The organism is Pseudomonas sp. R151218B TE3479 (assembly GCF_053629195.1).
The window spans coordinates 1,758,027-1,782,676 of record NZ_JBRJHV010000001.1; the positions used below are offsets into that span (position 1 = coordinate 1,758,027).

The 24,650-nt window shown below is 62.9% G+C and carries 20 protein-coding genes; 11 read left to right on the top strand and 9 right to left on the bottom strand.

The genetic code is table 11. From position 1 onward, the window contains the following. Positions 1-88 precede the first annotated feature (88 nt). Positions 89-4,060 (top strand): dermonecrotic toxin domain-containing protein, encoded by a 3,972-nt coding sequence (locus tag AB7M32_RS07825; protein ID WP_454249572.1) that lies wholly within the window; start codon positions 89-91, stop codon positions 4,058-4,060. 81 nt (positions 4,061-4,141) lie between these two features. On the opposite strand, the gene accC is transcribed toward AB7M32_RS07825, so the two are convergent. The 5 genes from accC to AB7M32_RS07850 form a co-directional block, all read right to left on the bottom strand. Next, positions 4,142-5,497 carry an acetyl-CoA carboxylase biotin carboxylase subunit gene (gene accC, locus AB7M32_RS07830; RefSeq protein ID WP_060739349.1) on the bottom strand — a complete coding sequence of 452 codons (1,356 nt, stop codon included), beginning with the start codon at positions 5,495-5,497 and terminating at the stop codon, positions 4,142-4,144. Between the two features lie 17 nt (positions 5,498-5,514). After that, positions 5,515-5,979 (bottom strand): acetyl-CoA carboxylase biotin carboxyl carrier protein, encoded by a 465-nt coding sequence (gene accB, locus AB7M32_RS07835; RefSeq protein ID WP_053118072.1) that lies wholly within the window; start codon positions 5,977-5,979, stop codon positions 5,515-5,517. Positions 5,980-6,003: 24 nt separating this feature from the next. Continuing rightward, complete coding sequence (gene aroQ, locus AB7M32_RS07840; protein ID WP_072410269.1) at positions 6,004-6,459, bottom strand: type II 3-dehydroquinate dehydratase; 456 nt, start codon at positions 6,457-6,459, stop codon at positions 6,004-6,006. Positions 6,460-7,304: 845 nt separating this feature from the next. Continuing rightward, complete coding sequence (locus tag AB7M32_RS07845) at positions 7,305-7,853, bottom strand: methyl-accepting chemotaxis protein (RefSeq protein WP_454252111.1); 549 nt, start codon at positions 7,851-7,853, stop codon at positions 7,305-7,307. 1,450 nt (positions 7,854-9,303) lie between these two features. Further along, positions 9,304-10,974: a GGDEF domain-containing response regulator gene (locus AB7M32_RS07850; RefSeq protein ID WP_072410273.1), complete on the bottom strand. Its 1,671-nt coding sequence runs from the start codon at positions 10,972-10,974 to the stop codon at positions 9,304-9,306. Positions 10,975-11,258: 284 nt separating this feature from the next. On the opposite strand from AB7M32_RS07850, the gene AB7M32_RS07855 reads away from it, so the two are divergent. The 6 genes from AB7M32_RS07855 to AB7M32_RS07880 all read left to right on the top strand — a co-directional run bounded on the left by AB7M32_RS07855 (position 11,259) and on the right by AB7M32_RS07880 (position 17,906). Then, positions 11,259-12,326 carry a DUF2333 family protein gene (locus AB7M32_RS07855; RefSeq protein ID WP_092205094.1) on the top strand — a complete coding sequence of 356 codons (1,068 nt, stop codon included), beginning with the start codon at positions 11,259-11,261 and terminating at the stop codon, positions 12,324-12,326. A gap of 3 nt (positions 12,327-12,329) precedes the next feature. Then, complete coding sequence (locus AB7M32_RS07860; RefSeq protein ID WP_060739343.1) at positions 12,330-12,887, top strand: NUDIX hydrolase; 558 nt, start codon at positions 12,330-12,332, stop codon at positions 12,885-12,887. Between the two features lie 169 nt (positions 12,888-13,056). Continuing rightward, entirely contained in the window at positions 13,057-13,428 is a 372-nt protein-coding gene (locus AB7M32_RS07865; RefSeq protein ID WP_003197435.1) for a translation initiation factor Sui1, read from the top strand. A 211-nt stretch (positions 13,429-13,639) separates the two neighbouring features. After that, a complete protein-coding gene (gene speA / locus AB7M32_RS07870) occupies positions 13,640-15,553 on the top strand; it encodes an arginine decarboxylase (protein WP_454249573.1) in 1,914 nt (637 codons plus the stop codon). Between the two features lie 254 nt (positions 15,554-15,807). Continuing rightward, the gene (locus tag AB7M32_RS07875; RefSeq protein ID WP_454249574.1) at positions 15,808-17,115 is read left to right on the top strand and encodes a type VI secretion system Vgr family protein; all 1,308 of its coding nucleotides are present in this window, start codon (positions 15,808-15,810) and stop codon (positions 17,113-17,115) included. After that, positions 17,112-17,906, top strand: coding sequence for a DUF4123 domain-containing protein (locus tag AB7M32_RS07880; protein WP_454249575.1), 795 nt, complete (start codon positions 17,112-17,114; stop codon positions 17,904-17,906). Before AB7M32_RS07875 ends, AB7M32_RS07880 begins: the two co-directional genes overlap by 4 nt. Positions 17,907-17,909: 3 nt before the next feature. Here the strand turns inward: AB7M32_RS07880 and AB7M32_RS07885 are convergent, their stop codons facing one another. Further along, entirely contained in the window at positions 17,910-19,259 is a 1,350-nt protein-coding gene (locus AB7M32_RS07885) for an MATE family efflux transporter (protein WP_454249576.1), read from the bottom strand. 236 nt (positions 19,260-19,495) lie between these two features. After that, the gene (locus AB7M32_RS07890; RefSeq protein WP_003197447.1) at positions 19,496-19,789 is read right to left on the bottom strand and encodes a hypothetical protein; all 294 of its coding nucleotides are present in this window, start codon (positions 19,787-19,789) and stop codon (positions 19,496-19,498) included. Between the two features lie 164 nt (positions 19,790-19,953). On the opposite strand from AB7M32_RS07890, the gene AB7M32_RS07895 reads away from it, so the two are divergent. Genes AB7M32_RS07895 through AB7M32_RS07910 form a run of 4 tightly spaced genes read left to right on the top strand, consistent with a single transcriptional unit; the run spans position 19,954 to position 22,226 of the window. Beyond that, on the top strand, positions 19,954-20,259 hold the full coding sequence (locus tag AB7M32_RS07895) for a MazG-like family protein (RefSeq protein WP_454249577.1): 306 nt from the start codon (positions 19,954-19,956) through the stop codon (positions 20,257-20,259). Further along, a complete protein-coding gene (locus AB7M32_RS07900; protein ID WP_454249578.1) occupies positions 20,256-21,005 on the top strand; it encodes a methyltransferase in 750 nt (249 codons plus the stop codon). The genes AB7M32_RS07895 and AB7M32_RS07900 overlap by 4 nt, the downstream gene beginning before the upstream one ends. Before the next feature lie 25 nt (positions 21,006-21,030). After that, positions 21,031-21,648 carry a DUF4136 domain-containing protein gene (locus AB7M32_RS07905; RefSeq protein WP_454249579.1) on the top strand — a complete coding sequence of 206 codons (618 nt, stop codon included), beginning with the start codon at positions 21,031-21,033 and terminating at the stop codon, positions 21,646-21,648. A gap of 20 nt (positions 21,649-21,668) precedes the next feature. Next, complete coding sequence (locus AB7M32_RS07910) at positions 21,669-22,226, top strand: DUF4136 domain-containing protein (protein WP_454249580.1); 558 nt, start codon at positions 21,669-21,671, stop codon at positions 22,224-22,226. A gap of 91 nt (positions 22,227-22,317) precedes the next feature. Here the strand turns inward: AB7M32_RS07910 and AB7M32_RS07915 are convergent, their stop codons facing one another. Further along, positions 22,318-23,172 (bottom strand): MaoC family dehydratase, encoded by an 855-nt coding sequence (locus AB7M32_RS07915; RefSeq protein ID WP_454249581.1) that lies wholly within the window; start codon positions 23,170-23,172, stop codon positions 22,318-22,320. 2 nt (positions 23,173-23,174) lie between these two features. Next, a complete protein-coding gene (locus AB7M32_RS07920) occupies positions 23,175-24,527 on the bottom strand; it encodes a 3-oxoacyl-ACP reductase (RefSeq protein ID WP_454249582.1) in 1,353 nt (450 codons plus the stop codon). Between the last annotated feature and the right edge of the window lie 123 nt (positions 24,528-24,650).

The following is a 24,650-nucleotide window of genomic DNA, read 5'->3' on the forward strand; positions in this document are numbered from 1 at the left end:
CGGGGTGGTATTTCGATATATATATGTATGCCATGGGCCTGTCGCAGGGCGGATAAGGTGCCGGTCCACACAACAGGGAGGATTGTGCATGGACATCATTGCCGGACGGCAAGGCAACATGGAGCGCACGGGGCCGGTCGATTCCCCGCCAGTGTCGACCGCACAGGCGACCCTGGAAAAACTGACACGTTGGCAGGCGGCGATCGACGCGCGACTGCACACCCAGATGAGCCTGCTGGAGGTGCTGGAAGAATACTTGCTGGTCGAGCTGCGCACCTACCATTACCAAGGCAACATCGATCCACACTTCCTGGGCACCCTGCTCGATACCGTGCTGCAGCGCATGATCGACCAGGCGCCTTTGGTGTATGACGAGGAGCAGGACGCGCCCTACCGTTGGCCCGACGGTCCAGACTTGGGTTTTGCGGCCGAGCGCCGGGCATTCGTTGTCCAGGCGGTGGAGGGCGCGGCCTCAAGGTTCGTCGAGCACTACAAGGACTATCTGCGGCGGCATTGGCGAATGGCTGCGCCCGATGCCTCCCTCGAAGAGGTGATCAGGCAAAAACTGGATGGGCACAGGGTCGCGGTCGACGAGCTGTTTCGGCCTGACCGTCTGGTTGGTCTGGGTGTCGATGAGTTGCGAGAGCAGATCGAAGCACTCCAGGACGCTTGGCGCCGGACGAGTCGCTTGACCGTATTGGCAACCGCGGCCGAGCGCCGGGACCTTGGCGCGCTGGCGCGGTTGCAATTGCCGCATTGGTTGCGGGGGCTGAGCCCGCCAGATCTTGAATTGTTGCGGGCGTTCGAGAGCCAGGCCGCGCTGGCGCAGGCGCGGGTGGATGAGCGGGTCGATGGTCTGGGCTCGCTGCGGGCCTTCGCTCGGCAATTGGCCAGGGATCATGTCAGGCAGGAGTTGGACATGGAGGTCGAGCCGGACAGCATTCGTGTGCAGTTGCAGTGGCGAACGGTCATTGGTCAGCCCGTACGCACCTACAGCCTGAGTGAACTGGTGGCGGCAGGCCCGGTCCGGCCGGACGCGGTGTCGGTGCTGCTGGTCGAGAACGGCGGCATGCTCCGTAACCAGCCTCTTTCAGCGGCCTTCATTGCGCAGTTGTTGGCCAGTGTCGACGCGTCTGCCGGGTACTTGCCAGCCTTGGTCGAGCGGTATGAGGCGGGAGACCTGAAGGACGCCATGCTCGATTGGTTTGTGGCGCGGTTGCAGCACAGTGCGTTTGTCGCCCGTTGTGCAGGCCAGTTGTCGGTGACCAGCCATGACCACCTCGCAGCCCTCTGGGAAGGTGACATCGCGACGCCCATCGCCGGCGGGTTGCGTGTCGCCAGTCTGGTGCTTCCCAATGGCCTGAAGTGTGCCGATCTCCTGGTGTTTTATCGTGAAGACGTGGGCGGTGCTGTCAGTGATCTGCTGCTGTTTGCCCCCGGCAAACCCGATGGCCAGGAATGGATCGAATTGCCTTCGCTGCGGGCCCTGAGCGGCGAAGTCGGGGCCTGGACCCAACACCAGGCCGGTCGAGAGTATCTGTTGCAGCAACTCTCGCCGACTGATCGTGGACAGGCCCGAGCGTACTTTGCCCGTGTGATGGAAAAACCGGTCTCCTGGGATCTGGAACAAGACCTCAGGGGCGCACGGGCAAGTTTCAAGGCCTGTCTGCAGAACGCTGTCTCGACCGGCCTGGCCAATAACCTGGCACACGTGGAGCTGAACGAGTCGCCTCGCTGGTACTCGGCGTTGCCGCTTGAGTCCCGGCGCAACATCAGCGGCCTGAGCCAGGAATTCTTGGTTCAGCGGCAAGTATTCGATGAGCAGTTCGTGGGCTATGAAGTGTTCATGGACTTCGCCAAGCGTACCTTCGCCGACATGATCGGGCCCTACATGCGCAGCAAGGGGGTGCTTGAGGCGGTGGATCCGGCCACGGTCTTCATCGACTACATTCCGGGGCTGGCCGCCGAGAAAAAAACCACCAGCCTGCTGGACCTGGCCATCTACGGATACGAGCGCAACGCGGACATCGACGACCCCGCCAAGGGCGTGCGTTCCTCTGTCGGACAGGACTTGGCGCAGGTTCGCAGTGCCGATCTGGCGTCCTACATTCGCGTGGCCTACCTGGGCGAGCGATATGCCAGGCACATCCGTGCTGGATTTCTCGACGCCACGGCGCCCGAATATGCCAAGCGCCGCGAGGCTTACTGCTACATGCTGTTGGCCAGGATGGACCGCGACCTGCGTGTGGCCTACGGCAAGTCGATGTTGAGCGCCGAAGCGTTCCAGTGGCTCACCCGGCAAGTGACGCTATTGAGCGATGGGCGACCTGCAAACAGCGCCACGTACCCCGGTGTCGCCGTGACGCGTGAAGGCGTGATCAAGCTGACCGTCGCCGGTCATGTGGTGTTGGGCGTCTACGTGTTCACCTACTTCGATCCGAAGGCTTCTTACTGGATGTACACGCCCGACGCGCCGGACGGCATCCTGTTTCGCCCGTACCTGGGGTTTTCCGGGAGCATCGCCGCGCAACTGCACGATTACATACTGGAGCGGGTCGCACTCGCCGCCCGTGCCGCCGTGGGGCGGACACTGTCGGCGCTGGCGGCCGGGACCATTCGCGTCGACACATTGCGTGAACTCAATCGGCTGATTGATATCCGTGCCGAGTTCGATGCAGGCATCGAGCGCGCCGTCACCGATGTGGAGGACATCACCACCAGTCGTGCCGAAATGATCCGCAACCAGGTATTCCAAGGCCTGATCTTCGCGGCCGTTCCGGTGTGCATGGTTTATCCGCCCTTTACCTTGCTGCTGGACATCGGCTTGATTGCCGTCAGTGCCAGGCAGGCCATCCAGAGACACGTGCAAGGCGACACGGAAGGCGCGCTCGGTCACTGGCTGACCGCGACCTGGGGAACGCTGTTCGCCACGCTCGGCGCCGCCAGCATGGCCACGGCGCTGGGGCCCGCGGCCAGGTATTTGCAGCTCGCCGTGAAGCCCTTGTCATTGTCTGCGCAACGCTTGAGACGCACGCGATCGGTGGTCGCCAAAGAGTTCGGGCCGCTGGTTCCGGCCATACGCCTCAAGCCGCAGCAGGCGGTGGGCAGAACGCCAGGGGATCTGCAGTTGGTGACGGAGGAGGGGATTTTTTTCGGCACCTATCGCAGCCCGCCCAGCGCTTCGCAACCGCGGAGCACTTACTACATCGCGAGCGGAGGCAGGTACTACCAAGTGAAGAAAGACCCGTACTTTGGCGGCTTGTGTCTGGTGGATGCCCGGCGCCCCGACGCGTTTTACAAGTTGCCCATCCGCAGGATGGCGAATGGCAAGTGGACCCATACCAAAGTCGGTTTGAGCGGCGGCAATGATGAAGTGCGCAACCTGGGGCGAATAGGCGATTTGCGCGAGGTGTTTCCCGGGCATGTCTTCCCCGACGTGACAAGGGGGGCTTTGCAGGGCGAGGCCGTGGTGGCGAGGTTCAGCGAGGCGGCGGACAACTACCTGTTCTCGCTCAATGCACAGACGTGCGTGATCGCTTCGCTTTACAACCCGACCACCCGGGTCGGGGCGGTCATTCATTTCGATCACAACATCCGCGCACTGATCGAGCGAAGTGTCCGGGATGTGATCCGGCGCCTGGGGGGATCGGCCAAGGATGTTCGTGCCACTCTGGTCGGCGGGGACTGGTTGACGGGGGCCGACATCGGCGAGCCGGTCAGGCAGGTGATGAGGAGGCACGGGCTGCGACCAACCTGGGATCACTGGTCGTATTCTTCCTGCCTGGGCAATAACTATGGCGTGTCACTGGATCTGCGCACGGGTGTCACGTCGGTATTCAAGACGTCCGGCAGCCAGGTCGAACGCTTTTACATACCCGTCCTGGCGCGAGCGAAGAACAACACTGATCCGGTGTCCATGCGAGCTCGCGGATTCATGGCGCGCATACGCAGCGACATCCTGGTGGAAAATGCCAATGGCGTCGTACTCACCCAGCAGGGGAGGCGGGCGAATGCTGCGAAGGTCGAATCGCACGCGTACTCCATGGTTGAGTTGAAGTGATCCGTCACTTGCTCTTTTGAGGCACGCACAAAAAAAGACCCCGGCCAATGGGCCGGGGTCTTTTTTACATCACGTGAAGCATCAGTGCTGGTTGCCCAGCTTGTGCTCCAGGTAATGGATGTTGACGCCGCCTTTGCAGAAGCCTTCGTCACGGACCAGGTCGCGGTGCAGCGGGATGTTGGTCTTGATCCCGTCTACCACGATTTCGTCCAGGGCATTGCGCATGCGCGCCATGGCTTCTTCACGGGTCGCCCCGTAGGTGATCAGCTTGCCGATCAGCGAATCGTAGTTCGGCGGAACGGCATAACCGCTGTACAGGTGCGAATCGACGCGAACGCCATTGCCGCCCGGGGCATGGAAATGCTTGACCGTGCCAGGGCTTGGCATGAAGGTTTTCGGGTCTTCGGCATTGATCCGGCATTCCAGCGCGTGACCGCGGATGACTACGTCATCCTGGGTGAACGACAGCTTGTTGCCGGCGGCGATGCTGAGCATCTCCTTGACGATGTCGATACCGGTGACCATTTCCGAAACCGGGTGCTCCACCTGAACACGGGTGTTCATTTCGATGAAGTAGAAACGACCGTTCTCGTACAGGAACTCGAAGGTACCGGCGCCGCGATAGCCGATGTCGATACACGCCTTGACGCAACGCGCCAGGACTTCCTGGCGAGCCTGCTCGTCGATGCCCGGTGCCGGTGCTTCTTCGAGGACCTTCTGGTGACGACGTTGCAGCGAGCAGTCGCGGTCGCCCAGATGGATGGCCTGGCCCTGGCCGTCGGACAGCACCTGGACTTCGACGTGACGCGGGTTGGTCAGGAATTTTTCCAGGTAGACCATCGGGTTGCCGAACGCCGCGCCCGCTTCGGAGCGGGTCAGTTTCGCCGAGGAAATCAGGTCTTCTTCCTTGTGTACCACGCGCATGCCGCGACCACCGCCGCCGCCAGCGGCCTTGATGATCACCGGATAACCGACTTCGCGACCGATGCGCAAAGCGGTTTCTTCGTCTTCAGGCAGCGGGCCGTCGGAACCCGGAACGGTCGGTACACCAGCAGCGATCATGGCGTGCTTGGCCGAAACCTTGTCGCCCATCAGGCGGATGGTGTCGGCTTTCGGACCAATGAAGGCAAAACCGGAGTTTTCCACCTGTTCGGCGAAGTCGGCGTTTTCCGCCAGGAAACCGTAGCCCGGGTGAATGGCGGTGGCGCCGGTCACTTCGGCAGCGGCGATGATCGCCGGGATGTGCAGGTAGGAGTGCGCAGCCGACGCCGGACCGATGCAGACGGATTCGTCCGCCAGGCCCAGGTGCATCAGTTCTTTGTCGGCCTTGGAGTAAACGGCGACGGTCTTGATGCCCATCTCTTTGCAGGCACGCAGAATCCGCAGGGCGATCTCACCGCGGTTAGCGATCAGAACTTTTTCCAACTTCGCAGTCATCAAAGGCTCTCCGCGGTTCAAACGATGGTGAACAGCGGTTGGTCGTACTCAACCGGCTGGCCGTCTTCGACGAGGATGGATTCGATCACACCGCTGGTTTCAGCTTCGATGTGGTTCATCATCTTCATGGCTTCGACGATGCACAGGGTGTCGCCTTTCTTCACGGTCTGGCCGACTTCAACGAAGGACGGCGAGGATGGCGAAGACTTGCGATAGAACGTGCCCACCATTGGCGAACGAGCGACAGTGCCGTTCAGCGTCGGTGCCGCCGGTGCGGCTGGCGCTGCGGCGGCAACCGGGGCTGCTGCTGGAGCAGGCGCGGCGGCCGGAGCCTGCATCGGGGCCGGTGCATAGAACTGCTGGGCCGGGGTCTTGCTGTGGCGGCTGATGCGTACGGACTCTTCGCCTTCCTTGATCTCAAGCTCGTCGATGCCGGACTCTTCCAGCAATTCGATCAATTTCTTAACTTTACGGATATCCATGAATCATCAACTCCCAAGGGTCGGTCAGGGGCGTATAGCTTGTTGTTCAAGCTGCTCTAGGGCGGCCTCCAGGGCCAGTCGGTAACCGCTGGCGCCAAGGCCGCAGATCACTCCCACTGCTACATCGGAGAAGTAGGAGTGATGGCGGAAAGGTTCGCGTTTGTGCACGTTGGACAAGTGCACTTCGATGAATGGGATGCTCACCGCCAGCAGCGCGTCACGTAATGCGACACTTGTATGTGTAAAAGCTGCTGGATTGATCAAAATGAAATCCACACCTTCGCCACGCGCGGCATGGATGCGGTCGATCAGTTCATATTCGGCGTTGCTTTGCAGGTAGAGCAAATGATGGCCGGCGTTGCGGGCCCGCTGTTCCAGGTCCTGGTTGATCTGGGCCAGTGTCACGGCACCGTAGACGCCCGGTTCACGGGTGCCCAGCAGGTTCAGGTTGGGTCCGTGCAGGACCAATAGGGTCGCCATCTGCTGTTCCTTGTTATCTGTGAGCAGGTATCAGAACCCGGCGACTATGCCGCAAAGCCTTAATGACTGTCCAGTTCTCGGCAATAGCCAGCACGATGACCGATGTTTGCGCGAAATTTGTGACCCAGGTCTGTGATCCAGTCATGCGGTTGGAGACCGCACTTCTGTGCGGCATCAATTCCCGGGCCCTCGCCAATCGATGTGGGAGCGAGCTTGCTCGCGATGACGCCGGCACATTCGATATTGATGCAAGCTGACCCACCGCTATCGCGAGCAAGCTCGCTCCCACAGGGGATTTGCGGTGAGCATCAATTCCCGGGCCCTCGCCAATCGATGTGGGAGCGAGCTTGCTCGCGATGACGCCGGCACGTCCGATATTGATGCAAGCTGACCCACCGCTATCGCGAGCAAGCTCGCTCCCACAGGGGATTTGCGGTGAGCATCAATTCCCGGGCCCTCGCCAATCGATGTGGGAGCGAGCTTGCTCGCGATGACGCCGGCACATCCAACCTCGATGCAAGCTGACCCACTGCTATTATCGCGAGCAAGCTCGCTCCCACAGGGGATTTGCGGTGAGCATCAATTCCCGGGCCCCTCGCCAATCGATGTGGGAGCGAGCTTGCTCGCGATGACGCCGGCACACCCGACATTGATGCAAGCTGACCCACCGCTATCGCGAGCAAGCTCGCTCCCACAGGGGATCTGCGGTGAGCATCAATTCCCGGGTCCTCGCCAATCGATGTGGGAGCGAGCTTGCTCGCGATGACGGCGGTACATCCAACCTCGATGCAAGCTGACCCACTGCTATCGCGAGCAAGCTCGCTCCCGCAGTGGGTCTCGGGTGCTTAAACTCGAAACGCTTGCACCGCCGTATGCAACCGTCCCCCTAATATCAGCAAATTGTCGCCCTGTTCCCGGCCCTGGCCGATGCGCAGCAGATTATCTGCGCCCAGTTGGTGAATCCGCTCGCTGTGATCGCGGATTTCGCTGACGGCGCCGCTTTGTTGAGCGGTGACGTCGGCGATGCGTACCGCCGTGTCGGAGATGGTCTGGATGGCGCCGACGATCTCATCCAGCGCGCCGTCGGCCGCTTGCGCCTGGTTGGCGGTCGCTTCGGCATGTTCGACCTGGGCGCGCATGCCGTCCACCGATTGGCGCGCGGCCAGTTGCAGGCGGGCGATCAGTGTCTGGATTTCGGCAGTGGCACCCGCCGTGCGCTGGGCCAGGGAGCGGACTTCCTCGGCCACCACCGCGAAGCCCCGGCCCATCTCCCCGGCGCGAGCCGCTTCGATGGCCGCGTTGAGTGCCAGCAGGTTGGTCTGGTCGGCAATCGAGCGAATCACCGTCAGCACGCCGCCGATGGTGGCCGACTCCTCCGCCAGTTGTTCGATCATCTGCGCGTTGTCTTGCACTTCCCCCACCAACGCATGCAGGCCCGTGAGGCTCAGGCCGATGACTTTCTGCCCTTGCTCCACCGCTTGCCCGGCGCTGCGGCTGGCGTCTGCGGCCTGGCTGGCATCGCCGGCCACTTGCTGGATCGTCGCTTCCAGCTCGCTGAGGGAATCGCGGATCAGCGCCGTATCGCTGGCCTGATCCAGCGCACCACCGTGCAGTTCGCCGCTCAGCTCGGCCAGGGTCCGGCTGCTGCCGGCGACCTGTTCGGCGTTCACCCGAATGGTGCCCACCAGGTCCACCAGGTAAGCGCGCAGGCGATTGAGCGACGCCTCGATGTCCTGCATTTCGCGGTTGCTGGCGCCCACGTGGATGTCCCGGCTGAAGTCCCCCTCGGCCCAGGTCGACAGGGCTGGAGCCAGATGCGTCAAGGTGCGGGCCAGGCGCCTCTGCAAGGTGTCGATGAGCAGCGCGATCAGCAGGATCAGGCCGATCATCATCCCCTGGATCATGCGAACCTCCCCCTGGATCTGCCCATGCTGGGCCCGTACCGCTGGTTCCAGGGTGTCGATCGCTGTTTGCACGTCGGCGATTTTCAGGTGCGTGGCATTGCTCAGTTCGGTGCGTTTCTGGATCAGTTCACGGGTGCGGGTCAATTCCGCCGGGTAACGGCCGAGCAGGCTGTTGAGTTCGCGCTTGAGGGCGATGCCAGCATCTTCGGCGGCGGTTTTTTCTTGGGTCTCCAGGCCCATCAGCGCGGCGAAATCATCGCTGCCCGATTCGCTGCTGGCGGTGACGCCCAGCAGGGGCAGGCCGTCGAGGCGTTCGGCCTCGACACGGATGCTCGCCAGTTCCCGTTCGACATCGGCGGCCAACTCGCTGCGGCCGCTGCTGACCAGTTTGTCCCGTGTGAGGGACAAACGACCCAGGTGCTGCGAAGCGGCAAACAACGGGGGCAGGTAGGCCGGGGCGCCATTGGCGTATTGGGCCAGTTGATCGAGGCTGGCGCTCAGTTCTCGCTCGGCCTGCAGCAACAAGGCCTGCGGATCGCCAGCCAGTTTGCCGGCGGCCAGCAGATCGGTCTTGCTGAAGCCGTCGAGGTTCGACAGGCTCGGGCGTAGGGTCTTGGCCAGCTCCGGGGGAAACTGGTCGAGGTCTTTCTGCAGCGTCTCCAGGGCCTGGGTGGCCGCGCTCAGGCGCAAGGCATCGCCGCTGGCCAGGTAGTCCTCGATGTTGCGCGCCACTTCGCCCTGGAACTGCCGCGACAGGCCCAGGTAGCGCTCCATCAGCAAGTAGGGCCGTTCCAGGGCGATCTGCGACCACCACAAGGTGGCCGCGAGGCCCAGGCATACGGCAACTAAAAGAACGGTATTGAGATTGGTCAGCAGCTTCAGGCGCATCAAGGGTCTACCGAGGGCAGAATCGTAAGTGCCTGAAGTTATTGCGTTTGCGTTACAGGTTTATGACCGAATCAGTCGATTCCGATGAAAAGGTGGCACTTTGCTTTGATTGTCGGGCGCTCTGTACCCGGTTGCGTCCGGCGTGCTTGGCGCGGTACAGCGCTTCGTCCGCCTGGCTGGCCATCATCAGGCTGTCGGAATCATCGCTCATTTCCACCACGCCAGCACTGAAGGTGCACCACAAATCGTGGGGCTGGGCCGGATAGTGAATTTCGGCAAAGCGCTGGCGAATCTCATCCAGCACTTTGCAGGCGGCGTCGATGTCGGTGTCGGGCATGACGATGGCGAACTCTTCGCCGCCGTAACGGCCGATGAAGTCGGTCTTGCGCAGGCGCTGCTTGAGAAACAGCGCCAGGCTCTTGATCACCCGGTCGCCCATGGGGTGGCCGTGGCTGTCATTGACCCGCTTGAAGTGGTCGATATCGAGCATGGCGAAGCTCAGGGGCTTGCCTTCGCGACGAGCGCGGAAGCTGCAATCCTCGAGCAGTTGCAGGATATGGGTGTGGTTGTACAGACCGGTGAGGCTGTCGCGCACCATCCGCGCCTTGAGGTTGCGCGCCCGGGCGGCACGGTTGCGCACGGTGGTGATCAAGTGCCGGGGCTTGATCGGTTTGGTCAGGAAGTCGTCGCCACCTTCGCTCATGGCGTCGAGTTGCTTGTCCAGGTCGTCTTCGGCGGACAGGTAGATGATCGGCACGCTGACATAGCGGTCATTGTGACGGATTACCTTGGCCAGTTCCGTGCCGGTGCAGGCTGGCATGTACATGTCGAGGATGATCAGGTCGGGCTGGAAATCCGCCAGTTCGGCCATGGCCTGGATCGGCTCGATCAGCGTGCGGGTGATGATGCCGGCGCTGTTGAGCAGGCGCTCGGTGTGCAAGGCCTGGGCGCGGGAGTCATCGATGATCAGCACTTTGTAGGGGTCGTACTGGGCGACGCAGGTCAGCACTTCGATCTTTTCCAGCAGGCTCGAGGCTTCGAGGGTGCCGGTGAGGAATTCCTGCCCGCCGGCGCGTACCGCGGCCAGGCGTGTCGGGGTGTCGGTTTCCAGCAAGCTAAAGAACAGCAGCGGCAACGGTTGTTCCAGGCCTTCCTGGGCTTCGGCCGCCAGTTTCAGGCCGGTGCCCGGGCCGCTGAAGTCCACGTCCATGACAATCGCCGCCGGCAGGCGCTCGACCATCGAGGCCCGAAATGCCGCGACACTGTCCAGCGCCTGGGCGCTGAGGCCGAAGAACTCCAATTGCTTGGCCAGACGTTCGGCGCGGTCATGATCCTGCAGCATCACGTAGATGGGTTTGCGCAGCGGCGGCAGGAAGGTTTGTTCGAGCTGGTCGCCGTGGCGCAGGCCGGTGCGAGACAAGCGCTGCATCAAACGGTTGATTTCGGTGATCAGTTGGCTGCTCAGGCGTCCGCGATTGGCGTCCACCGCCTGCAGCGACTGGCTGATGCCTTGGGCCAGAAGGGAATGCTCGGGCTGTTCGAAGCGCTCGGCAAAGCGCAGCAAGCGCAGATTGGCTTCGCTGAGCTCCGACAGGTCGGTGCTTGACCACTCACTGCGTTGCAGGCGCTGCCATATCTCCAGGATCTGGCGAGCCTGATGAATTACCCGCTGGGCAAAGTGGTGCTTGAGGCGCTCACGGCTGGGGTCTTCTGGCTCGGTCATATCCTGACTACTAGTTAGGGTGCATGCTGAGGTCGACTGGTGGCTCTATGCTAGCACCTCTTTTCCTTCGCATGAGTGTCATACGTCAATATTCTGTCCTGTCGCCCAATTCAGTTTGTGACTGGACAGTCTCATAGGCCGATGGCAACGCTTCCTTTATAGTGCTGTTCGATTGCCCTGTCGCGCCCGGCATGATTGGCGCCGCATTATCGCGTTTCAAATCAGGCACGATGGCGTAGGGTTGTGGTCGAACCGAGAACTCAAGTGATTGAAGGAACATCGCCATGCTGGACTGGAAAAACCGCGCGGGCAGCGCGCCTGAACGTGCCGCCGAGCCGAAATCGGACACCCGCAGCTACCTGGGTGGGCTTTTTTTCAGCCGCGCACTGGCCACGCTGATCGGTCTTTACCTGCTGGTGACCATTGCCCTCGGCTGGTACTGGAGCCAGGAGCCCGCGTTGTTCCCCGTGCAGCAGAACGCCCAGGCCGCAGCCGAGAGGGATGGCCGGCAAATGGTGGTGGGCTACACCACGGTCGAGACGCTCAAGACCGTGGCCGGGACCCTGCTGACCAAGCAAGGCGGCTACATTTCCAACGACCGCTTCCCGCCAGGCCTGTGGATGGACAACATGCCGAGCTGGGAATACGGCGTGCTGGTGCAGGTTCGCGACCTGAGCCGCGCCCTGCGCAAGGACTTCGCCCGTTCCCAGTCCCAGTCCGCCGAGGACGCCGACCTGGCCAAGGCCGAGCCGCGCTTCAACTTCGACAACCGCAGTTGGGTGTTGCCTTCCAGCGAATCCGAATACCAGGAAGGCATCAACTCCCTGAGCCGCTACCAGGCCCGGCTGTCCGATCCGAACCAGAAGAGCGCGCTGTTCTACGCCCGCGCCGACAACCTGAACAACTGGCTGGGGGACGTCGGTACGCGCCTGGGCTCGTTGTCCCAGCGCCTGTCGGCCAGCGTGGGCCGGGTCAAGCTCAACACCTCGCTGAAAACCGAAGTCACGGCCCCGGGCCAAGTGCCGCAGGTGGACGAAGAGGTGGTCGAGACCCCATGGCTGCAGATCGACAACGTGTTCTATGAAGCCCGCGGCCAGGCTTGGGCACTGTCGCACCTGCTGCGCGCCATCGAAGTGGACTTCGCCGATGTGCTGGCGAAAAAGAACGCCACGGTCAGCGTACGGCAGATCATTCGTGAACTGGAAGCGTCCCAGGAACCGGTCTGGAGCCCGATGATCCTCAATGGCAGCGGCTTTGGTGTCTTGGCGAACCACTCGCTGGTCATGGCCAACTACATTTCCCGGGCCAACGCAGCGGTCATCGACTTGCGGCAACTGCTGAACCAGGGCTGATCCATGAGCGAAAGCCCCCGGGAGGTCGCTCACCGAGCGGCCTCGGATGCCGAGCTGATCGCGTGGGTCGACGAGCACGACAACCTGCTTGGCAGCCTGGTGCGTTCGCAGCTGCGCGAGCGCGGCCTGATCGGGCGTGGCACCTACATCATGCTATTCAATTCGGCCGGTGAACTGTGTGTTCATCGGCGCACCCTGAGCAAGGCCATCTACCCGGGTTTCTGGGACGTGGCGGCGGGCGGAATGGTCCAGGCCGACGAGACCTACGCCGAGTCGGCTGCCCGTGAGCTGGCGGAAGAACTGGGCGTGAGCGGCGTGGAACTGACCGCCCACGACCATTTTTATTTCGAAGACCCCGGCAGTCGCCTGTGGTGCTCGGCGTTCTCGGCGGTGTGGGACGGCCCGCTGGTGCTGCAGCCTGAAGAAGTCCTCGAAGCGCGTTTCCTGCCGCTTGAACAGGTGCTCGATGAAATCCAGCGCATGCCTTACTGCCCGGACTCCCTGGCGGCGCTTGAACGCTATTTGCGTGCCCAGGGTGGCGACGTCGCAAAGAAGCTATAAATTGGCGCTGATTGGCCCTTAGCAAGTCGGCTTTTTGCCGTTACACTGCGCGACTTTTCAAGCTGAACCGCGTCTGCGGTCCAGTAGCGCTGCCCCTGCCTGAGTGGGGTTTCGCGGTCGAGGCACATTCTCCCCTCGACCAGTCTTTGTCCTCCCAAGAGGATTGCCGGTGGCCAAAAAAGCCGCATCCTTCGCCGCCCTGGGCGGCCTGGTATTTTCTACCGACGCCGGTCGTCATTGCCCTGATTGCCGTCAACCGGTGGATGCCTGCATCTGCAAACAGACCGCCATCCCTGCCGGTGACGGCATTGCCCGTGTGCGCCGTGAAAGCAAAGGTCGCGGCGGCAAGACGGTGACCACGATCACCGGCGTGCCGTTGGCCGAAGACGCGCTCAAGGAACTGGCCACCACATTGAAGAAGCGTTGTGGCACCGGTGGTGCGTTGAAAGACGGCATCATCGAGATACAGGGCGATCACGTCGAGCTGCTGCTGGCGGAACTGGTCAAGCACGGCTTCAAGGCAAAGAAATCCGGCGGCTAGCAGCTTCTGTGAAAACCACCCTCGGCTTGACCCGGACCCGACGTTCGAGGTCGCCCGCATGGTTTTCACAGAGCCTGTTCTGAACGGGTTTCTAAACTCATCGCTGGGAGCAGGGTCTACCTTGCTAACAGGCAATTCGTCATTTTCACTCTCTAGACTGCCCCAGCCTCCGACCGGATGGTGCATTTTGACTTCTTTATAGGGGACTTCGATGTCCGTACGACGCACACGCAAAGACGATGGCAGCCAATGGACAGTTGCGGACAGCCGCAGCGTTTACGGGATTCGCCATTGGGGGGCCGGGTATTTCGCGATCAATGAAGCCGGTCGCGTCGAAGTCCGTCCGAACGGTCCCGGCAGTTCGCCCATCGACCTGTTCGAGCAAGTCGACCAATTGCGTCAGAGCGGTCTTTCGCTGCCTTTGCTGGTGCGCTTTCCCGACATCCTGCAAGACCGCGTGCGCCAGCTGACCGGCGCGTTCGACAGCAACATCGCGCGCCTGGAATACCAGAGCAAGTACACCGCGCTCTACCCGATCAAGGTCAACCAGCAGGAAGCGGTGATCGAGAACATCATCGCCACCCAGAACGTCTCCATCGGCCTGGAAGCGGGTTCCAAGCCGGAGCTGTTGGCGGTGCTGGCCCTCGCGCCGAAGGGCGGCACCATCGTCTGCAACGGCTACAAGGACCGCGAATTCATCCGTTTGGCGCTGATGGGCCAGAAGCTGGGTCACAACGTCTTCATCGTCATCGAGAAAGAGTCCGAAGTCGGCCTGGTGATCGAAGAGGCAGCGGTGCTCAAGGTCAAGCCACAGGTTGGCCTGCGCGTGCGCCTGTCGTCCCTGGCGTCGAGCAAGTGGGCCGATACCGGTGGCGAGAAGTCCAAGTTCGGCTTGTCGGCCGCGCAACTGCTGTCGGTGGTCGAGCGCTTCCGCGCCGCGGGCCTGGACCAGGGCATTCGCCTGTTGCACTTCCACATGGGCTCGCAGATCGCCAACCTGGCGGACTACCAGCACGGCTTCAAGGAAGCGATCCGTTACTACGGTGAGCTGCGCAATCTCGGCCTGCCGGTGGATCACATCGACGTCGGCGGTGGCCTCGGCGTGGACTACGACGGCACGCACTCGCGCAACGCCAGTTCGATCAACTACGACATGGACGATTACGCCGGTGTCGTGGTCGGCATGCTCAAGGAGTTCTGCGATGCCCAGAGCTTGCCGCACCCGCACATCTTCTCCGAAAGCGGCCGCTCGCTGACCGCCCACCACGCAATGCTGGTGGTGCAGGTGACCGACGTTGAGAAACATAACGATGACGTGCCAGTGATCGACAACAAGCAGGAACTGCCGGAAACCGTGCAGTGGCTGGTTGACCTGCTGGGCCCGACCGATATCGAGATGGTCACCGAGACCTACTGGCGCGCCACGCACTACATGAGCGACGTGGCGACCCAATATGCCGACGGCAAGCTGACCCTGGCGGAAAAAGCCTTGGCCGAGCAGTGCTACTTTGCCGTGTGCCGTCGCTTGCACAACTCGTTGAAGGCCCGCCAGCGCTCGCACCGCCAGGTGCTGGATGAGCTCAATGACAAGCTGGCCGACAAATACATCTGCAACTTCTCGGTGTTCCAGAGCCTGCCGGACACCTGGGCCATCGGCCAGGTGCTGCCGATCCTGCCGCTGCATCGCCTGGACGAAGAGCCGCTGCGCCGCGCCGTGCTGCAAGACCTGACCTGCGATTCCGACGGCAAGATCAAGCAATACGTCGACGAACAGAGCATCGAGACCAGCCTGCCGGTTCACGCTCTCAATCCGGGTGACGATTACCTGCTGGGCATCTTCCTGGTGGGCGCCTACCAGGAAATCCTCGGTGACATGCACAACCTGTTCGGCGACACCGACTCGGTGAACATCTACCAGAATGCCGATGGCAGCGTGTACCACGCCGGTATCGAAACCCACGACACCATCGAAGACATGCTGCGCTACGTGCACTTGTCGCCGGAGGAGTTGATGACTCACTACCGCGACAAATGCGCCAGCGCCCGCATCAGCGCCGCCGAGCGCACCCAGTTCCTCGATGCTCTGCGCCTGGGGCTGACGCGCTCGTCGTATCTGTCGTCCTGATGGAGAGATAGCGCCAATAGCCGTCCCCTCAATGCCCACCGGGACTGTCAGAAAACACACCGCACATCGCGGGTTTTTTCGGATAGTCCCGGAGGGCATTTTTGTTTACGCCACGGCTATTTCTTCACACCGATGCATTTAATCGGTGATGTCCTTATTTCGTGTAGTCCCTTTCCTAACCTGTACTTGGCCCCTCTACTCGGCCATGGCGGTCGGCGAGAATCCCCGGCCGCCCCTCCTGTAGAGAAACGCCGATGTCCGATCCAGCCTGCGAGCCAGCATTTCGTCTGGAGATAGCCGGTCTGCCCGAGCCTGTTGACGTGGTGGCCTTCACGGGTAGCGAAGCCATTAGCGAACCCTTTGTCTATGAAGTGGAGCTCCTGTTGCACGATGCGAAGCTGGACTTGGGGAGCCTGCTGTACCGCAGCGTCTGGTTGAGTTTCGGGCCCCCGGGCCGGGGCATTCATGGGCAGCTCCATGAGTTGGTCCAACACCGTCATGGCGCCGGTTGCCGGGTGCGTATCGGGCCGAAGCTGGCTTATCTGGCGCAGCGCTTCAGCCAGCGGGTGTTCAGTGCCCGCTCGGTGCCGCAGATCATTCGCCAGGTGCTCAAGGCCCATGGCATCAGCGGCCGCCGCCTGTGCCTGGACCTGAGCGGCGATTATCCACCGCAGGATTTCTGTACCCAGTATCGGGAATCGGACCTGCAGTTCCTCCAGCGCGTGTGCGCCCGGGCGGGTATCCACTTTCATTTCGAACACACGCGGGACGGGCATTGCCTGGTGTTCGCCGACAATCCCCACAGTTTTCCCCCCGCCGGCAAGGCGGTCTACGTGGACGACGGGCCGCCTGCCGCGGTGCGGACCTTCAGCGTGCACACCGATGTGTCGGGGCAGCAGGTCGCCCAAGGGCGCAGCGAACTGACGAACCTGCGCAGTGGCCAGGTGCTGACGTTGACGGACCATCCGTTTGCCGGTTGGAACCGGCGCTGGCTGTTGACGAAGATCGAGCATCGCGCCCAGGCGGGTGTGTATGGCAACCATTTCAAGGCCATTCCCCGAGGCGTTCTGTTCGTGCCGGACAGCGTCCCGGCCAAACCGCGCATGGTGAGCCGGCAACGTGGCTGGGTCGTGGCGGTGGATGAGCCGCCGGAGCTGGGAGCGGGGCGCGTGGCGGTGGAATTTGACTGGGTCTACCAGGGCGAAGGTTCCAGCCCCAGTCATTGCTGGCTGCCCTTGGCGCCGGAACTGGCAGCCGGCGGGGTGGCCGCGCTGTGTGACGGTACCGAGGTGCTGGTGAGCTTTATGGAAGGTGATCCGGATCGGCCGCTGATCAGTGCCTTTCTGAATACGCCTGCCTCGGCAGCGGTCGTGGATGAGTCATCCTCAGGCGAAACACTTGGGCGGTCGGTTGTCGATCCGGTGCTGTTGTCGGCGATGCGGGAGGCCGAGCCGCTGGTCTTGTTGTGCCTGTTGCCCGAAGGCGGGCCTTTCAGCCCCTGCGCTCAACCGCTGTGCACCTGCCGTATGCTCATGGGGCGCGGCGCGGGCGTTGCTCGATGAGCGCGGCCGTGCCTGGATCAACGCCGCAGTGGTTGCTGCTGGACGCACCGAGTGCGCCTGAGGCGGTACGGCTGGTGCATGCGCAGTTCGCCGAGGCCCGGCGTTTTGCCCTGTTCGAAGGCACCGAGTTGCATGGGCTGCGCGAGCACGGCCCGCTGTTGGTGGAGCTGCGCCAATCACCCGCGCTGGTCAGCCTTTGTCACCTGGACCCGCGCGCCTGGCCGGGGTTGTTGTTGGCCAGCCCTAAGCCCGTCGTGCAATTGCTCACGCATCTGCGGCGCATGCTGACGGTGACACTGGGCCTGCATCACAAAGCCCTGTTGAATTACTACAACCCGCACACCGCAAGCTATTTCTTCGACGGTTGCGACTCCCATGAGCTCAGTTGCTGGCTCGGCCCGATCAGCCTGGCGCGCTGGTTCGGTGGCACGTGGGCCGACCGGGCGATCGGTAGCCAGGGCTGGCAACAACTGTCCAACCCGGGACTGCCGGTGGCGGCGTTGGAGAAAGAGCACGGCCTCAGCGACCGACAGCAGGGCCAGTTGCAACGATGTCTGTTGGAGCGCCACGCGTGGCAATGGTGCCGCTCCACCGGGCGTGATTACCGTCGGCTGTGGGAGGATTTGCAGCAGGGGCTGGCGTTGGGATTCACCGAGCGGACGGTGCTCGATGACTGGCTGTGGCTACGCCTGCAATACCCCGATGCCCGGCCCGTCCCGGGGCCGGAGGGTGGTTCGCAGCGCGAGCGGCTCGATCACCTGCGACGGCGGTGGCAGGGCCGCCAGGATTGAAGGTCATGGGGGCGGCGCGCCGAGCCAGCGGTCGCGCCGCTGCAAGTGCCAGGCGAACGCACCGAGGGTCAGGCTGCGCAGGGCCATGAACAGCAGGAAGGTGATCCACAGCCCATGGTTGCCCAAGCCCAGCAGCATCCAGGCGATGGGCGACACGAGCAGGAGGGTCAAGAGCATGCCGTTGCGCATTTCCCGGGCGCGGGTGGCACCGATGAACAGGCCGTCGAGCAAGTAGCTCCAGACCGCGATCAGCGGCAAGGTCGCCAGGTAGGGCAGGTAGTCGTAAGCGGTGGCGCGCACGTCGGGGATATCGGTTTGCATGTCGATGAATAAGTGGCCGGCGAGCAGAAACAGCAGGGCAAAGCCGAGGCTTGCAATCAGCGACCAGCCGCCGGCCACCACCAGCGAGCGACGCAGGGCCAGGCGGTCGCGGGCGCCAATGGCATGGCCGCACAGCGCTTCCACAGCGTGGGCCAGGCCGTCCAGGGCATGGGCGGTCAGCAGCAGGCCGTTGAGTAGCAAGGCATTGGCCGCCACGGTGGCGTCCCCCAGGCGCGCGCCTTGCACCGTGATCAGGAAAAACACCGCTTGCAGTGCCAGGCTGCGAATGAAGATGTCCCGGTTCACCGCCAACAGCGGACGCCAGTTCTGCCACACGCCCAGAGCCGCCCAGGCCATCTGTCCGGGCCAGGCCCGCAGTGTCCTGCGAGCCAGGACCAGGCCGACCAGCGCTCCGGTCCACTCGGCAATCACCGACGCTCGGGCCGAACCGCTCACGCCCCAGTCCAGGCCGATCACGAACCAAAGATTCAGGGCGATGTTGACCAGGTTGGTCGCCAACAGGATCGCCAACGGCGCCCGGGCATTCTGGGCGCCGAGGAACCAGCCCACCAGCGCATAGCTGGCCAGCGCCGCCGGCAAGCCGAAGAGCCGGGTGTGGAAGAAGTCGCGGGTCAACTGGTTGAGCTCGGCGGACGGCTGCATGAAATGCAACGCCACGTCGCTCAACGGCACGCCGACGGCACCGAGCAGCAGCGCCAGCCCCATCGCCAGCAGCAGTCCTTGCCACAACACTTGCCGCAACGCCGCCCCGTCACCTCGCCCGGCAGCCTGGGCGGCGAACCCGGTGGTGCCCATGCGCAAGAAACCCATGGCCCACGCCAACACCGTGTACAAACTCGCCCCGACCGCTACGGCGCCCAACTGATGGGCATGGGGCAAATGGCCGATGACGGTGCTGTCCACCAACGCCACCAGTGGCACGGAGATGTTCGAGAGAATCATCGGCGCAGCCAGTGCCCAGACCCGGCGATGGGTCAGGCGGTCGCGCCAGTCGGTGATCAGGTTGGACATGCGGGCTCCTTGATGGAGCGCGATTGTAGCGGGTTCTAGGGAGGATCGTTCCCTAGGGTATTCGGACTCATTGTGGCGAGGGGATTTATCCCCGCTGGGCTGCGAAGCAGCCCCAAAACCAGACACTGCAGTGTGTCAGATTCATTGAATCCAACCTTCAAGGGGCTGCTGCGCAGCCCAGCGGGGATAAATCCCCTCGCCACAAGGTTGTGTTCGGCTTGGGATCGCTGGGTGCTTTAGTGAATGATCCAACTCAACAACCACAACCCCAGCACCAGCCAGATGATGCCCATGACGATCGAGGCCCGCATGAAGGCGCGGATGGCCGAGTACAGCAGCATCAGCCCGAGGATCAGCGCGATGATGCTGATGATCGAAGTGTCCATGCCCAAGGTACGTGACAGCCCATCGACGAAGTTGCCGCCGGCGTTGGCCAGGGTGTTGAAGAGGCCGCTGAGCAGGTCGACGATGAAACGGATTACCGAACCGAGCGCTTGGCCGAGCCATTCGAAAAAGCTTTCTACCTGCATATGTGCATCCTGATGGGAGGGAATCCGAGCTGAGCCGTTGGCTCCTGATTGTAGGAGCTGTTGCGGCCGAGTTGGTTCGATTATGGGGCAAACCGTCGCTTCGCACCGAGACTCTTGCCTTCCCCGGTCATCCCCCTGAAGCTATGCGCATTCAGGAGAACCCGATGAACCTTGTTGAACTGACCGCACGCCTGCATGCCATTCGTGACCATAACGATTGGCGGCAATTCCACAGCCCGAAAAACCTCGCCATGGCCGCCAGTGTGGAAATGGCCGAACTGGTGGAGATTTTCCAGTGGCTGACCGAGGACCAGTCGCGCCAGTTGCCAGCGGACAAACTGGCCCACGCCGGGCAGGAAGTTGGTGACATCGTGTTGTACTTGTTGTTGCTTTGCAGCGAGCTGGGCCTGGACATGGACGCCGTGGTGCGCAACAAACTGGCCGACAGCGAACGGCGGTTCGGCCAATGAGCGACCGTCATTTCGATCAGCTCGCCACGCGTTTCGCGGAAAAAATCTACGGCGGGGCCAAGGGGGCGATCCGCTTGGCGGTGCTTCAGGCCGATCTGCTGGAAACCTTGCCGCAGCGTCCGTTGCGTGTGCTGGACATCGGCGCAGGCCTGGGCCACATGTCGTTGTGGCTGGCCGAGCGCGGTCACCAAGTGACCCTGGCCGAGCCGGCCGAGCCCATGCTCGAAGGCGCCCGCCAGCGCTTTGCCGAGGCCGGCCAACAGGCCACGTTTATCCAGGCACCGTGGCAGGACCTGCTTGGCCAACTGACCGAGCCTTACGATCTGGTGCTGTGTCACGCGGTGCTGGAGTGGCTGGCCGAGCCCCACGCGATCCTGCCGGTGCTGCATCAACTGACGGCGCCTGGCGGTTGGCTGTCCCTGGCGTTCTACAACCGCGACGCGCTGGTCTATCGCAATCTGCTCAAGGGGCATTTCCGCAAGTTGCGCAAAAATGACATGGCCGGCGAAAAACAGAGCCTGACCCCGCAACAACCCCTTGATCCGCGAGATTTGGCGACGCAACTTGAAGGCCTGTGGCAGGTCGAAAGCCAGAGTGGCGTGCGGGTTTTCCATGACTACATGCCGGTGGAGTTCCAGGGCCGCGTGGAACTTGCGCAGTTACTGGAAATGGAACTGGCCCACCGTCGCCATCCGGCGTTTGCCGGGTTGGGACGTTATCTGCACTGGATCTGCCGTCCCCTCTGATCCGCAAGTGCAATTGGAGCGCGAAATGAAAGGTCGTTCAGGGTTGTTGGTGCTGTGCCTGGGGCTGGTGGCCTGTCAGGGCAGCAACCCCTATGTCGCCACCTCCAATCCGTTGCCGCCAGCGCCACCGGAGGCTGCCACGGTGTTCGACCGCAGCGCCTACCCGGCAGCGCCTCGTGATTACGGGCGCTATCGCAGCTGGGCCTGGCGCGACGGGCGCCCGCCGCCGGGCACTGCCTGGGCGGATTCGGCCCAGGTGGCCGAAGCGGTTAGCAATGCCCTCGACCAGCGTGGCCTGCGGCCGCTGCATGACAACCGGTCCGCCGACCTGTTCGTCAGCGCCGACCTGCGCCTGGAGACCCGCGTGCGCCAGGTCCGGGATGATTATGATGCCGGCTATTACGGCGGCTATAACCGGTATGACCGCTACGGTCCGGGTTATGGCGTGTACCATCCGATGCCGATGGTGCGCACGTATCAGGAGCAAGTCGTGGTGGTTCGGGTGGACCTGTTCGATGCTCGCACCGGTCAGCCGGTGTGGAGCGCCAGCGCCGAGACGGGCCAGCGGGGCAGCCAGAGCGAACGCAGCGATGCCATTCGCGAGGCGGTGGAAAAAGCCATGTCGGCGTATCCCCCAAGTTGATTACGCAACGGAGAATAACCATGTTTCGCCGTCTTGCTCTATTGGCCTTCACCCTGTTGCTGGGGGCTTGTGCCTCTAACCAAGTCAACCATGACTTCGACACCAGCCGTGACTTTGCGGCGTATCGCAGTTGGAGCTGGAAAGACCCGGCGCTGCAGTATCGCCCCGATGACCCACGCATCAAGAGCGACCTGACCGAACAGCGGATCCGCCAGGCGGTGGCCGATCAACTCGAGCAGCGCGGCTTGCGCCCGGCTGCGGCGGGCGGGCGCGGCGATGTGCTGGTCCAGGCCTATTTGATCGTCGAGGATCGCCAGCAGCAGGTCACCACTCACTACGGCGGCGGTTGGGGTGGCCCGTGGAATGGCTACTGGGGTGGGCCGATGTACAACGAAACCCGCAACATCAGCTACAAAGTCGCCACCGTGCAGATCGACCTGCTGGACGGCAAGGACGGCAAGCTGGTGTGGCGTGGCAGTGATGAACAACTGCTCAGCAACTCCCCCAACCCGGCCGACCGCAACACCGCCGTGCGCGAGACGGTGGGGCGGATTCTGTCCAACTATCCGCCGCGCTGACCACGGCGAATTCAAGATGGGTGGAGACTGAGCCACCGCCATCGCGAGCAAGCTCGCTCCTACGGGGGGGCGGTGAATGCCATCGACCTGCTCAGGTCACCGGCCGCCACTCTCCCACCATGTGCTCCAGCGCCCCGGTCCCCAGCAGTTGCAGTTGCCCACTGGAGCCTGCCGCGCTGGACAGCAGGGTCACTTCGCTGGGCAGGCGCACCGGTTTCTTGAAGGTCACCTCGATCTCGATGTTGGCCTCGGGCAAATGGTCATCCAGCGCCGCCAGGGTCCTGGCCTTGTTCCACAGGCCATGGGCGATGGCGGTGGGGAAGCCGAACAGCCTGGCGCTGATGCCGCTCAGGTGAATCGGGTTGTAGTCACCGGAAACCTTGGCGTATTGCCGGCCGATGTCAGCCGGTGCGGTCCAATGCGCGACTTCAATCAATGGCAGGCTGGCCTGAGGGGGTTCGTCCACGAGCGCGCCGTCAAGCTGGACGCCTTTGCACAGCATCTGGCTGCGGGCCTCCCACAATGGCCCCAACTGATCATCGAGGCGGGTCACCAGGTCGAATACCGCGCCTTTGGGGTGGGCTTGCAGGTTCTCGACATGGACGCTGGCCCGCACCTGGCCGACCCCGCCCATAGGCCGCAATACGCGAATGCGGTTGCTCAAGTGGATCAGCCCCAGCAGCGGAAAGGGAAAGTCCCGCCCCGTGAGCAATTGCATCTGCAGGGCAAACGCCAGGACGTGGGGATAAGTCGGCGGCAGCAGTCCGTTATCGACGAAACCGCACACTTTGCGATAGGCCGCCAGCCGTTGCGGGTCGACCTGAAGCACCTGGCGCAGGCCTTCCTCGGGCAAGGTCGTTCCGGTGACCTTGCGCCGCGTTGCCGCTTTTGTATAGAGCCCGGACATGGATGGCGGGCTGCTGACCTCATGCCATTGGATCGTCATGGTCATGCTCCCAAAAGGCTTTGCCCGCATACCCGCAGGGCTTGCCCGGTCACGGCGCCCGTGCCCGGCTGCGCGAGCCAGGCCACGGCTTCGGCGACGTCTTGAGGCAGGCCGCCCTGGCCGAGGGAACTCATGCGCCGCCCGGCCTCGCGCAAGGCGAAGGGGATTTCGGCGGTCATGCGGGTTTCAATGAACCCCGGCGCCACGGCGTTGATGCTGATGCCCCGGGGTTGCAGCAGCGGCGCCCAGGCCTGGGCCAGGCCAATCAGCCCGGCCTTGCTCGCCGCATAGTTGGTCTGCCCACGGTTGCCGGCAATGCCGCTGATGGAGGCCAGCAGAACGACCCGGCCATTGTCGCGCAGGGTGCCGCTGTCGAGCAGGGCCTTGGTCAGCACTTGCGGGGCGTTGAGGTTGACGGCCAACACGGCGTCCCAGAATTCCGGGGTCATGTTGGCGAGGGTCTTGTCCCGGGTGATGCCGGCGTTGTGCACCACGATATCGACGCCGTCGGGCAGGTGCTCGATCAACTGGGCGGCGGCATCTTCGGCGCAGATATCCAGCGTGACGCTGCGCCCGCTCAAGCGTGCCGCCAGGGCGTCGAGGTCGGTCTTGGCCTGGGGGACGTCCAGCAGGATCACGTCGGCGCCATCGCGGGCCAGGGTTTCGGCGATGGAGGCGCCGATCCCGCGGGCCGCGCCAGTGACCAGCGCCTTGAGCCCCGTGAGCGGTCGGGTCCAGTCCTGGACCTGGGTGCCACAGGCGTCGAGGCGAATGACCTGCCCGGAAATGAAGGCACTCTTGGGCGACAGGAAAAACCGCAGCGCACCTTCCAACTGGGCTTCGGCACCGTCGCCGACATACAGCAGTTGCAGCGTCCCGCCGTGGCGCAGCTCTTTGGCCAGGGAACGGCTGAAACCTTCCAACGCCCGCTGGGCACTGGCGGCGAACGGATCGCCAAGGCTTTGCGGCGCGCGCCCCAGGATGACGACATGGGCGCTGTGGTCGAGGTTCTTCATCAGCGGCTGGAAAAATTCCCGCAGTTGCTTGAGCTGGTCGGTCTGCACCAAATGGCTGGCGTCGTACACCACTGCCTTGATTTTCGGGCCGTGGCCGGGGATCCACTCGGTGGCCACGGTCGGTTCGCCGCCGTAGATGAAAATGGTGTCGGTCAGGCGCTTGGCGAACGTGCCGATCTGTTCGGTCAACGGCCCGCCGCCCAGCAGCAGTGCGCCTTCGATCGGCCGCAGCCGCCCGGCCTGCCAGCGCTCCAGGCGTACCGGCGATGGCAGGCCGAGGGACCCGACCATGCGTCGACCAATGGGCGAATTGGCGAAGTCGATATAACGGTCAGACATGGAACACACTCCGGCTGATGAGGTTCCAAGTGTGGACCATGATTGGCGATCAGTCGTTCGATCGGCGAGATAAAGCCTAAGCTTGAGCTGAAGCGCTTTGTCCCGAGCACCGTATTCCTGTGG

Excerpts from the sequence above, each read along its gene's own strand:
- AB7M32_RS07825 (WP_454249572.1), top strand. The coding sequence starts at position 89 with ATGGACATCATTGCCGGACGGCAAGGCAACATGGAGCGCACGGGGCCG.
- accC (WP_060739349.1), bottom strand. The coding sequence starts at position 5,497 with ATGACTGCGAAGTTGGAAAAAGTTCTGATCGCTAACCGCGGTGAGATC.
- accB (WP_053118072.1), bottom strand. The coding sequence starts at position 5,979 with ATGGATATCCGTAAAGTTAAGAAATTGATCGAATTGCTGGAAGAGTCC.
- aroQ (WP_072410269.1), bottom strand. The coding sequence starts at position 6,459 with ATGGCGACCCTATTGGTCCTGCACGGACCCAACCTGAACCTGCTGGGC.
- AB7M32_RS07845 (WP_454252111.1), bottom strand. The coding sequence starts at position 7,853 with ATGATCGAACAACTGGCGGAGGAGTCGGCCACCATCGGCGGCGTGCTG.
- AB7M32_RS07850 (WP_072410273.1), bottom strand. The coding sequence starts at position 10,974 with ATGACCGAGCCAGAAGACCCCAGCCGTGAGCGCCTCAAGCACCACTTT.
- AB7M32_RS07855 (WP_092205094.1), top strand. The coding sequence starts at position 11,259 with ATGCTGGACTGGAAAAACCGCGCGGGCAGCGCGCCTGAACGTGCCGCC.
- AB7M32_RS07860 (WP_060739343.1), top strand. The coding sequence starts at position 12,330 with ATGAGCGAAAGCCCCCGGGAGGTCGCTCACCGAGCGGCCTCGGATGCC.
- speA (WP_454249573.1), top strand. The coding sequence starts at position 13,640 with ATGTCCGTACGACGCACACGCAAAGACGATGGCAGCCAATGGACAGTT.
- AB7M32_RS07875 (WP_454249574.1), top strand. The coding sequence starts at position 15,808 with ATGTCCGATCCAGCCTGCGAGCCAGCATTTCGTCTGGAGATAGCCGGT.
- AB7M32_RS07880 (WP_454249575.1), top strand. The coding sequence starts at position 17,112 with ATGAGCGCGGCCGTGCCTGGATCAACGCCGCAGTGGTTGCTGCTGGAC.
- AB7M32_RS07885 (WP_454249576.1), bottom strand. The coding sequence starts at position 19,259 with ATGTCCAACCTGATCACCGACTGGCGCGACCGCCTGACCCATCGCCGG.
- AB7M32_RS07890 (WP_003197447.1), bottom strand. The coding sequence starts at position 19,789 with ATGCAGGTAGAAAGCTTTTTCGAATGGCTCGGCCAAGCGCTCGGTTCG.
- AB7M32_RS07895 (WP_454249577.1), top strand. The coding sequence starts at position 19,954 with ATGAACCTTGTTGAACTGACCGCACGCCTGCATGCCATTCGTGACCAT.
- AB7M32_RS07900 (WP_454249578.1), top strand. The coding sequence starts at position 20,256 with ATGAGCGACCGTCATTTCGATCAGCTCGCCACGCGTTTCGCGGAAAAA.
- AB7M32_RS07905 (WP_454249579.1), top strand. The coding sequence starts at position 21,031 with ATGAAAGGTCGTTCAGGGTTGTTGGTGCTGTGCCTGGGGCTGGTGGCC.
- AB7M32_RS07910 (WP_454249580.1), top strand. The coding sequence starts at position 21,669 with ATGTTTCGCCGTCTTGCTCTATTGGCCTTCACCCTGTTGCTGGGGGCT.
- AB7M32_RS07915 (WP_454249581.1), bottom strand. The coding sequence starts at position 23,172 with ATGACGATCCAATGGCATGAGGTCAGCAGCCCGCCATCCATGTCCGGG.
- AB7M32_RS07920 (WP_454249582.1), bottom strand. The coding sequence starts at position 24,527 with ATGTCTGACCGTTATATCGACTTCGCCAATTCGCCCATTGGTCGACGC.